The organism is Clostridium sp. MCC353 (assembly GCF_018785315.1).
GTDB lineage: Bacteria > Bacillota > Clostridia > Lachnospirales > Lachnospiraceae > CHH4-2.
Genome location: NZ_WQPN01000046.1, coordinates 1 through 10,459, shown reverse-complemented (window position 1 = coordinate 10,459; position 10,459 = coordinate 1). Strand labels below are relative to the sequence as shown.

The window sequence follows — 10,459 nt, the reverse complement described above, 5'->3', positions numbered from 1 at the left end:
GTAAATCCCCACGTCCCTCCTGTAAATCCCCACGTCCCTCCTGTAAATCCCCACGTCCCTCCTGTAAATCCCCACGTCCCCCCCTGTAAAAAACAAGTTAACTGCGGATTAAAAAACAAATTATATGCGGATTATCCTAATATTGACTGTGAATATCATCCCCTCTTCTATACATTATTCTCCTTCATAAACCGGTACACGCTTTCTGCGGCCCCTGTCACCGCGTCCATCGCAAAAGACGGTTTTTGTGCATCTCCGATCACATACACATTTCCCCTTTTATATTGATTCAAAAGCTGTTCGATCAGCGTCCGCTCCGGCTGCCGTCCCATTGCCAGAACCACCGCGTCAAATCCGTTATATTCATGGGCGCCGTCTTTTTTTTCAATTACAATTCTGGGAAGATCGATGATTTGAACTTTGGCACCGGTATGAGCGATTATGCCAAGATTTTTCATGCGGGTGAGCATAAATTTCCGGCGGCTTTCTACCAGGTCCAACGCAATGTCCTCCCGCATTTCAAAAATCTCAACCACTTTGTTGTGGTAAGAGGAAAGATATTCTGCCGTTTCGCAGCCGATGAGGCCGCCGCCCAGAACGGCAATGTGTTTTCCATCTGGAATGCGGCCGCTGAGAACTTCATCTCCTGTGATGACATGTTCATCCTGAATCCCGTCAACCGGAATGACCAGCGGTTTTCCGCCGGTGGCTGCGAATATGAAATCCGGCTGTTCCAACTCCGCTCGTTCCAGGGTGTATTCCGTATCGTAATGTATCCTTACTCCGTGCTGTTCCAGATATTTGATCCTGCATTCAATCAGACGGACCATGTTTTCTTTGTGGGGAGGCATTGCCGCCAGATTGATCAGACCGCCGGGAATTCCGGCTTTTTCATAAATTTCCGGCTTTAATCCCTGTTTTACGAGCAGGCAGGCCGCTTCTAATCCGGCCGGACCAGTACCGATTACCGCTATTTTTTTAGCCCTAAGTTTTGGACCGGCCTCATTCAATTTCCAAGCAGCCGCATTTCCGATAAATGGATTCTGCATACAGCGGATTCGCTTCCTCGCTCCGGCCAGGCCCGTACGGCATCCCTGATTGCAGCCTATACAGACAACGGCTGGGTCTGGATTGAGGCCCAGATACTTATTCACCAGCGCCGGATCGGCTAACTGGGCGCGGCCCATGCCCACCAGATCGGCTTTTCCTGTACTGATCATCTCATTTGCCTCTTCCATAGTAACCACGCGGTCGACCAGGATGACCGGAACGTCCGTGATCTCTTTAAAGGCCCTGGACGAAGCGGCATTGAGACAGTCCGGCATGTCCATGGGTGCGCATTTGATCTCTTCTGAATCACACATGCCAATGGAAACCGTGAATCCGTCTGCCCCTGCATCCGATAAAAGTTTTGCTATTTCCAATGTTTCCGGCAGTTCCCGGCCCCCGAACACCGCTTCACTGCTGCTGAGTTTAAATACCACGGGAAAGTCCTTTCCGGCCTTATCCTTGATGTTTTCTAATATTTCCAGTGAAAGCCGGGTGCGGTTTCTCACATTCCCTCCGTATTCATCGGTGCGGTGATTGCTCCTCTCCGACAGAAAATCGGCAATATACCGTTCGTGGCAGCTCTGGATTTCGCATCCGTCCACCCCGGCTTTTTTACACCTTACGGCCGCGTCCCCATAAGAGGCTGTGAGGGAACGGATCATTTCCAGAGAAAAATCTCTGGGATCGTCGACTGGCAGACCATTTTCATCTGTGACGGCGACCGGATGGAGCTGGCAGAACAGCTTTGCGCCATAGCTGTGGGCCAGTCCCGACAGTTCCGCCCAGTCTTTTATATGCTCATCCGATGAGATTCCCGGCCTTGCGGCGCTGTCCGCCGGGTGGGGATTTCCCGGAATTATGATCAGACCGGAGCCGCCGGCCGCCAGATTATGTACGTATTCCCGCATTTCGTCTGTCAGCGACCCGTCACTGTTACAGAAATGAGTGCAGATCGAGGGATAGACGATCCGGTTTTTTAAATGCACCTTTCCTATGGAAATAGATGAAAGCGCGTTATCCATTATTTTTTCTCCTTGTTCATAGTTTTTTTATCCTTATAAATCGGATAGAAGATCATAACAATAATCGCCAGAAGGATGACCAGGCTGATGGGGCGGGTTATAAATACGGTCCAATCTCCTTTATAGAGGATATTCGCCCGGCAGAGCTGTTCATCGGCCATATTTCCCAGCATCACACCCATGACAAAAGCCAGGGGCGGATAACCGTTCTTTTTCATAATGATGCTGAGGGCTGCGAATATGATCATCAGCAGAATATAAAACCCATTATTTTTTACGGAAAATACACCGGCGATGCAGGTTGCCATCAGCACCGGGGTGAGGACCTTTGTGCTGATATTCAGCACATTTGACATGGAGTAGCTGAACGCCAGGCCTATAAAATACATGACAATCTGGCTGACAAATAAACTCAGAATAATGGTATATACCAGTGTTGTCTGTGTGGAAAACATCCTCGGCCCCGGCTGGAGGCCCTGCATGGTAAGAGCGCCCAGCATGATGGCCGTCGCCGCCCCACCGGGTATTCCCAGGGCAAACATGGTCATTAACGCTCCGCCTGTGGATGCGTTATTTGCGGTTTCACAGGCGATGATCCCGTCCGCCGCCCCATTTCCAAACTCTTTTGGATTCCGGGCTACCAATTTGGCCTGGTTATAGGCCACAAAAGCTGCAATCGTGCTGCCGGCCGCCGGAATCGCGCCCACTCCGGTTCCGATGACGGAAGATCTCAGCAGGTTTACAGGATGTTTCAATGGTTCCAGCGTCCCTTTTATGATTTCCTTCAGGCTTCTGTCATGGCGGGAGCCCTCGGAAACTACTGTTTTTCCGCTCATGAGGGTGAACAGTTCCGCAAAGGCGAACATTCCCATAATTACCGGTATCTCAGGCATGCCGTCCATCAGATAGGTCTGTCCAAAATACATTCGGAGCCTGCCGTCTGACGCCGTCCCCACATTGGCTGCGATAATACCCGCAATTCCAACGGTTAATGACTTCCACAGATCATTTTCTTTCATCGTTCCTATAATCATAAGGCCCAGAATGGCCAGAAGAAACATTTCGCTGGGGCCGAATTTAATGGCTACTCCTGCCACCGGGCCGGTAAAGAAGAATAAAATCACATAGCTGAAAATGCCTCCGACGCAGGAAGCCCCAAGCGACAGCCCCAACGCCCTGTTGGCCTCCCCTCGTTTGGTCATCGGGAAACCGTCCAATACGGTACATGCTGCCGACGGCGTGCCTGGCGTATTTAAAAGCACCGCTGTAATACTGCCGCCGTAACAGGCCCCTGCGTATACGGAACAAAGAAAAACCATGGCATTTATGGCGGGCATGGAAAAAGTGATGGGAAGGGCCACTCCCACGGCCATGCTGGCGCTGATTCCGGGAACCGCGCCACATAGAATGCCGGTAAAAACGCCGACGCACATAATCAGCATGACAGACGGAACAAAGAGCTGTCCGCAGGCACTGAGCAAAGCAGCTTGATCAAACATAGTCCATCCCTCCTATAGAATGTATTTTAAAAGCCCCAGCGGCAGGCGGATATAGAGCACATATTTAAAAAGATAGAATAAGATGCCTGAGGTCAATACCGGCACTATGATAAGGACCCCAGGTTTTCTCACTCCCAGCCAGCACATCACAGCCAGTATAAAAGCCGCGGTGGCCGGGGCAAACCCCAGAGGGTTAAGCACTATCATATAGAGGGCCAGCATTCCGAACATGATAAGGTTTTTACGGGCTTTTTCAGTGAACACCGGCATTTTTTCCTCTTCTTTCCATTTAAAATATTCTTCCCGGGTCATGATCACCAGTTCATTTTTCAGCACCATACCGGTCGAAAGAATCAAAAGCACCAGGCAGACGCGCATGGCGAGAAAGCCATCACTCCATAAAACTCTGCGCGATCCGGCCACATAAGCGGCTGTAAAAATCCAGACCAGCGACGGTACCAGAAGGCTGGTCCTGGTTTTCAGCCGGAAATATCTTTTCTTCTCCAAATTCACACCTTCTTTCCCGGTTATTTAAACAGGTAGGAATACTGGTTTGAAATTTCCTGGATGGAAAACCACAGTTTCTGGGATTCTTCCGGCCCGTACCATTTCATATAATCGCGCAGCCCCTGGCCTTCGCAGATCTTTAAATGGGCTTCATCGAGATATGCTTCTTTGTAGGTTTCAACCAGTTTTTCAAATATTTCGGGATGATTCTCCTTCATCTGGCGGTTCACTCCCACAAATTTATAATTGGCGCAGGCAATTCCAACTTCTGCGGTTTTGCTGTCCGGGAGCAGTTCGGAAATTGTTTTTGCATTTTCCCATAAGGTGCTCTCCGTCCAGTTAACCCCCAGGCATTTTGTATTCTCCATGCCGGTTGAAGCGGCCTCGTTCATAACCATCACATCAATGATCCCGCCTAAAAGCGCAGTCCGGCAGGTAGAACCGCCGTCATAGGGAACAATCGTGATATCAAGCCCCAGTTCTTCCGCCATAAACGCGGTCCATAGATGCCCTCCTGTCATCTGGCTGACCCCAAATGTCACCTCTCCCGGATGCGCTTTAATATAGTCAGTCAGTTCGTTAAAATCATTCCACTCTTTATCTTCCGTAACAAAAACGGACTGTGGGTCATAGTTATGGAGATTGATGCAGTAAAAATCATCCAGGGTATACGGTGCCCCCTGCACGTCAATGGTCAGACTGGTATGGGGCTGTGAAATGACCCCAATAACATAAGGGTCGTCTTCTGAATGATAGATTTCCATCATGCCGATCTGGGTTCCTGACCCGCCCATATTTTCAATGGCGAAATTACCGCCCAGCGTCTTCGACCAATAGGGTTCGATGGTGCGCACCATGGTATCCCCTCCGCCTCCGGCCGCAAATGGAACGATGAGGCGGACCGGTTCTTTGGGATAGGAATCTGCTTCGCTGGATTTTGAAGTCTCTTTTTCAGGTTCTGCCGGCTGCTCAGACTGTACCTTTGAATCTGTGTTGTCTGCGAATTGGCCGCCGCCGCATCCGGTAAGCAGCATGCCTGTAATTATAAGCGCTGTCATGGTAACTGCCGTTCTTCGTTTTTTCATAAGCCTCTTCTCCTTCGTCAATAAAATTTACAATTGTTTATCGCAAAATATTACAAAAAACCTCTGGCTCCCCCCTCATCTCTTCTGGAAAATTCTGGCATTTTCAGTTATATTGCACAAAATACTTTTGTTTATAATTACATTATATGTTAAACATTGACATTCTACAAATTCATATTTATAATATTGAGTATTCCTTATATGAATATCATGAGTTTGGAGGAATCTATGACACTTCAGGAAATGCAGTATTTCGTATCCATAGCAAAATGCGGAACTCTTACAGGCGCGGCAAAAGAGCTTTATCTGACCCAGCCGACGCTGTCAAAATTCATAGCGGCGCAGGAAAAAATCATCGGCGCTCCCCTGTTTAAGAGAGTTAACAACCGCTATATCCCTACCTATCTCGGCCAGCGCTATCTGGAACGGGCCCAGGCCATACTGGGGCTGGCTCATTCTCTGGATTTGGAGATTTCCGAACTGCTGGGCAGCCATGTCGACCACATTTCTCTGGGATTTACGGCCATGCGCATTGCTTTGACGCTGCCGGACGTGCTGCCTGTTTTTAAGAAAATGTATCCCAACGTAGAAGTCGATATCACCGTTGCCCATTCCATGGAACTGGAAGAAAAGGTGCTAAACGGCAGCCTTGACGCGGCTTTTATTACCACACCGGCCTATCGGAAAGATTTGAATTATGAAATGATATTTAATGAAGAATTTCTGCTGGCGGCACCGCCCAACTGGAAAGGAGGACATCACGGCATATTGACCAGCCAATCCCGTTATCCCTGGGTGGACCTCTGCACGCTGAAAAATGAACCTTTTATCTATCAGCCTGCCATGACGAGAAACCGCCAGATGGCGGATAAATTATTTCTGCAGGCCGGATTTCTGCCAAAAGTTGTGGTTGAACTGGAAAATGTCAGCGCCTGTCTGGGACTAGTGGCATCCGGTTATGGATTTTCATTCGTATCGGAAAGCTTGTGTGCCGTGGCCAGGCTGTCCGACAATATGCCGCAGTTTTTCTCCGTAGGATCGCCTCCCTTCACGACTTCCTACTGCGGAATCTACCGCACCAATTCCTATCTGAGCAAATATACCCGGTGTTTTATTAATTTAGTGAAAAATGGGAGGGGCGCTTGAAATGGAAACCAAGTATCTGGAATATATCATCACCATCGCCAAAGAACAGAACATGAGAAAGGCCGCAGACAAACTCTTTGTCTCCCAGTCTTCTCTGAGCCAGTATCTGAATAAGCTGGAAACAGAGGTGGGAGCTCCGCTTTTTAACCGCTCTGCAAAGGGCCTGACCCTGACGCCTGCGGGAGAACTCTATGTGGAAACCGCCCAGACCGTGATGGGGCTGAAGAAGCGGTTGTATGAGAACATTGCAAATTTATCGTATCAGGAACATTTGGTCATCGGCACCACATCCCAATGGGCCATCCGGCTTCTCACCAAGGTGATTCCCATTTTCAAAGAACGTTATCCCGGCATCATGCTGGAGATAACAGAGAGCTTTTCCCTTCCCATGAGACAGAGAATGGCGTCAGGGGAAGTGGACTTTTGTCTGGCCACAACCCTTGACGCCGATGACTTTTTTAAGGAGACGAAGATTTTAGGCATAGAGGAACTCTATCTGGCCGTGCCTAAAAGCCATCATTTTTCGCTGATCCACCCCAGTTTCAGCTGCTGCGTCACCGCTGAGGACTTGAAGGATTATTTTAACAGCGACTACTTTCTTTTGACCCAGAAGGGGTCTTCCATGCAGATGCTGGCGGATTCTTTGAGCAGGACGTCCGGATTCCAGCCTAAAATATTCGGGTACATGGATAATATCCAGTCCATCTGCGGCCTTGTATCCACTGGGGTTGGGGTTTCATTGATTCCCAGCTCCTGCATCAATGAGCTGAGGAATGTGAATCTGTATTCCCTGTCGCCCAGGTTAAAGCGTTACAATGTGATCTGTTACCAGCCGAAACTCATGGACCACCCTTATGCGGCCTATCTGGCGGAGCTTTTGGATGCCCATTATATAAAAACAAACTGAAAGAGGGTGGGGCAAAATCATCCATTTTGACGATTTTGCCCCACCCTCTTTGGATTCCCGCCCGGCCTTAGAGATGCCCCGCCCGAAACCATGAGCCGGGAAGGTGGGAAAAGGCTCTCCCTGGTCCGTCGACGATTTCGGCGCGCAGCTGGCCCATGAATAGTAACTTCTATTCCTCTTTTATCTTTTTCTTCACATCCGCCCGGAACTTCTTCCAGGCGTCCTGGTGGTCCACAAAGTACAGGGGACATTTTTTCTTCGTCACATCATAGTGGCGGATCACGTCTCCGGGGCCTAAATCCAGTTCTTTGCAGAGCCAGGCGGTCAGTTTCACCAGCGATTCATAGGTTTCAGGTGTAAATTCCCCTGTCGCGTCAGGATGGCAGCATTCGATGGAAAGGGTGTCGGAATTTCTGTGATTGGACGCGTAGGCCACTTCATCCAGGGGCATGCACTGGATGATCTCGCCCTCTAAGCCGATGATGAAATTGCTGCTCACAGATACCTTGTTATCCCCGGTCTGGTCCGCCAGGCTGTCAAAATAGTTTCTGTTCTGCACCGCGGTAGTTCCCGGATTCCCCACATAATGCACTACAATCCCATTGACCCGCTCCAGCTTCTTGCCGGGCCTGGAAAATTCATTTGACCTGATGTAATTCTGCTCAATCCAGTCCGGTATGACGATCGTATTCAGTTCTTCCTGTTTGGGCTTTCGTATCAGTTCGACCAGCCAGATGATGCCTAAAAGGATCAGCAGGAATATTCCGGCCATAATAGCAATCAAAATCCGCCTCCTGCGCCGGAGGCGTTTCATCCTTCTCTGTCTCTGCTGCCGTATTCTTTTTTGTAATTCAATTTGTCTTTCTAACTCATCTTTTTCCACAAACTACCCCTTATTTATTCTGTCAAGATTTGTTGAACTTTTTCTTCTGTAAGCTCACAGGCTTTAGCAATTTCATCCATGGTCTTCCCTGGGCATCCATGCGGAAGGTAACCGTTCAGACAGTTCTGAACGGTTTCGCCTCCTCTACCGTATTATGATTTGCTCTCATCAGTAAATCCAGCCCGGCACCTTATAATAATCATCAATATTCAGGTAATCTTCAGGGCTCTTATATTCTATGATATTATGTTCCCGGAAAATCTTTCCAATATTTTTTGTATCCGGCTTCCCTTTTTTACTTTTATGATCAGGACATCGATTAATAACGGCTTTTTCCTGAGCTGGTGCTCGTTTTAAAATTGTGTGTTCCTTCTTCTTTCCTTATTATATTATCTTTTGGGAGCAGAATCAAGTTCCACAGCAGGTACAGTTAAAACTGCCGCCGCTCTGAACCAGGCAGTCTGCATTCGGGGTTTACAGCATCATGCCTGGTTTTTACCATCTGGTTTTACCATCTGGTTCCGCCTCATTTTCCAATCCCTCAATTAACTCCATCGTTCTTTCGTTTTTGTGCTCTTTTGTACGGATCAGAGCCATGACATAAACCGCTTTTAAGGCCAACCGTATTCTCGTCCTTTCCAATGACCGGTCGATACCGGTTGTCAAGGCGGGGTGAAAACTCTTTTATTATAATATAACTCCCTGAGAGCGTCTCCAGCCCCCCTATATCTTGTCTTCACCAATTATCATTTTGTCCATATATTAATTATAAGAAGTCCAAATTTTCATCTTCTGAATCAACAGCCGTATCATACGGCAGAATGGAGGAACTCTATGGCAGATATAATGCCTCATAATATAGAATCAACTCAGATCCCTGTCGCAATCCGTCCAGCAGCGGCAGCTGCCTACAGCCGTCCGTTTGTCCTGGATACAAACAACAGCTTTACAGGGACAGCAGCCGGAAATGACAGTGTGGAAAGTTACTGCAGCTTACCCTATACGGAAGCTTCCAGATACCGCCTTGACAGGGAGGATCACAACCAGATTTTCCAATTTTTCCTGACAGCGGCAGGAACTACCAAACTGGCTTTTTGCCTTGATAAATTTAAGGACGGCCCTTATAATGACGTACCTTACCGTGGCCAGACCTTCGAAACCCTGTTTCCGGACGCCACCCAGAGACAGAAATATATGACAGCATGGCTTTTAGCCAATGCATTTCCAGCCATCAGCGCTGCCGATACGTTTTCAATGGTGGGAGTGGATTCCACCGCAGCCCCGGTACTGGACGACAACGACGCCTATGCAGCTGTCCAGGTAGCAATCTGGGTATTATTAGGACAGATCGATATCAGTCAGGTTTATTTCAGGGATTGTTCCACCGGAAATACCCATCCCAAATCAGACCGTCTCAGGGCCGCTGTGCTCAAACTTTTGGAAATGGCCGGAAATTATGCGGATACCAGGTTGACCCCTGTTTCCCAGCCGCCCACCGGTTCATCTGCTGGCTGCGGCAAATCCTCTGAATATATTCAGTGCTGCAATAATTCAGTCTATCCGTCCGACAGCGCCTCTTCATACCTCGTTTTTAAAGGATGCCCGGATGAAATCCGATCCGTATGCGGCCGCCTTTTGATCGGACCATTTATCCTTCAATCGAATTTGGCAGGAACACCTGCCGTCACGATTGAACCGTTCTGTGCATGCGGCGACAATTTCACCGCTTCCTTCATGGATTTTTGCGGAAATCCGATCACCGCTCCCACAGTCGGCCAGGAGTTTTATATCGCTCTTAAAATGTGCCGCAACAGCCTGTGCTTCAATCTGACCGCCACTTTGTCCGGGACCATAACAAGGGTGGTCACCATGGAGCCCACAAACGCCACGCCATCTAACTACCAGCCAATCGGAGGTTCTTTTGAGGATTATAATGTCACAACTACAGCCAGTATCTGCGTCTGCATCATTAATCCGGCTCTGTTTGATAATATAACCCCTCCAAAGGGTGCAATCCAAATCCAGAATACCACTAATAATAACAATAATAATAACAACAACAACAATAATAACAACAACAATACAAATAACAACAGTACAAACAAAAACGGAAACGGTTTAGGGGGGTTTTTCCCTTTCCCATTTCCTATATTCCCAGGATGGTGCCAGGCTCCGTATCCGCCTATCATGCCGTATCCTCCGTTCCCGCCGGAGCCGCCTCATCCTCCGAGACCTCCTTATCCCCCGGAGCCGCCTTACCCTCCGCATCCTCCTTATCCCCCGGAGCCGCCTTACCCTCCGCATCCTCCGTTCCCGCCGGAGCCGCCTTACCCTCCGCATCCTCCGTTCCCGCCGGAGCC

At 48.8% G+C, this 10,459-nt stretch carries 8 protein-coding genes; 3 read left to right on the top strand and 5 right to left on the bottom strand.

Annotation, left to right across the window (positions count from 1 at the left end):
- Window positions 1-167: 167 nt before the first annotated feature.
- The 4 genes from GPL15_RS09940 to GPL15_RS09925 are packed head-to-tail and all read right to left on the bottom strand — an operon-like array spanning window position 168 to window position 5,163.
- Window positions 168-2,072 carry an FAD-dependent oxidoreductase gene (locus GPL15_RS09940; RefSeq protein WP_215698522.1) on the bottom strand — a complete coding sequence of 635 codons (1,905 nt, stop codon included), beginning with the start codon at window positions 2,070-2,072 and terminating at the stop codon, window positions 168-170.
- The gene (locus tag GPL15_RS09935) at window positions 2,072-3,571 is read right to left on the bottom strand and encodes a tripartite tricarboxylate transporter permease (protein ID WP_215698521.1); all 1,500 of its coding nucleotides are present in this window, start codon (window positions 3,569-3,571) and stop codon (window positions 2,072-2,074) included. Before GPL15_RS09935 ends, GPL15_RS09940 begins: the two co-directional genes overlap by 1 nt.
- 12 nt (window positions 3,572-3,583) lie before the next feature.
- Window positions 3,584-4,078, bottom strand: coding sequence for a tripartite tricarboxylate transporter TctB family protein (locus GPL15_RS09930; protein ID WP_215698520.1), 495 nt, complete (start codon window positions 4,076-4,078; stop codon window positions 3,584-3,586).
- 20 nt (window positions 4,079-4,098) lie between these two features.
- Complete coding sequence (locus GPL15_RS09925; protein WP_215698519.1) at window positions 4,099-5,163, bottom strand: tripartite tricarboxylate transporter substrate binding protein; 1,065 nt, start codon at window positions 5,161-5,163, stop codon at window positions 4,099-4,101.
- 228 nt (window positions 5,164-5,391) lie between these two features.
- Between GPL15_RS09925 and GPL15_RS09920 the strand changes: the two genes are divergently transcribed.
- Together GPL15_RS09920 and GPL15_RS09915 are read left to right on the top strand one after the other, a co-directional pair.
- Window positions 5,392-6,309: a LysR family transcriptional regulator gene (locus tag GPL15_RS09920; protein WP_215698518.1), complete on the top strand. Its 918-nt coding sequence runs from the start codon at window positions 5,392-5,394 to the stop codon at window positions 6,307-6,309.
- A gap of 1 nt (window position 6,310) precedes the next feature.
- Window positions 6,311-7,216, top strand: a complete 906-nt coding sequence (locus GPL15_RS09915) for a LysR family transcriptional regulator (protein WP_215698517.1) — start codon at window positions 6,311-6,313, stop codon at window positions 7,214-7,216.
- A gap of 169 nt (window positions 7,217-7,385) precedes the next feature.
- Here GPL15_RS09915 and GPL15_RS09910 read toward each other — a convergent pair whose 3' ends face one another.
- Window positions 7,386-8,000: a peptidoglycan recognition family protein gene (locus tag GPL15_RS09910; RefSeq protein WP_252198275.1), complete on the bottom strand. Its 615-nt coding sequence runs from the start codon at window positions 7,998-8,000 to the stop codon at window positions 7,386-7,388.
- Window positions 8,001-8,933: 933 nt separating this feature from the next.
- On the opposite strand from GPL15_RS09910, the gene GPL15_RS09905 reads away from it, so the two are divergent.
- Window positions 8,934-10,459, top strand: a 1,526-nt coding sequence (locus GPL15_RS09905) for a thioester domain-containing protein (RefSeq protein ID WP_252198273.1), incomplete at its 3' end; no start/stop codon positions are given.

Coding starts and splice junctions, on each gene's coding strand:
- GPL15_RS09940 (WP_215698522.1), bottom strand. CDS start 2,072: ATGGATAACGCGCTTTCATCTATTTCCATAGGAAAGGTGCATTTAAAA.
- GPL15_RS09935 (WP_215698521.1), bottom strand. CDS start 3,571: ATGTTTGATCAAGCTGCTTTGCTCAGTGCCTGCGGACAGCTCTTTGTT.
- GPL15_RS09925 (WP_215698519.1), bottom strand. CDS start 5,163: ATGAAAAAACGAAGAACGGCAGTTACCATGACAGCGCTTATAATTACA.
- GPL15_RS09920 (WP_215698518.1), top strand. CDS start 5,392: ATGACACTTCAGGAAATGCAGTATTTCGTATCCATAGCAAAATGCGGA.
- GPL15_RS09915 (WP_215698517.1), top strand. CDS start 6,311: ATGGAAACCAAGTATCTGGAATATATCATCACCATCGCCAAAGAACAG.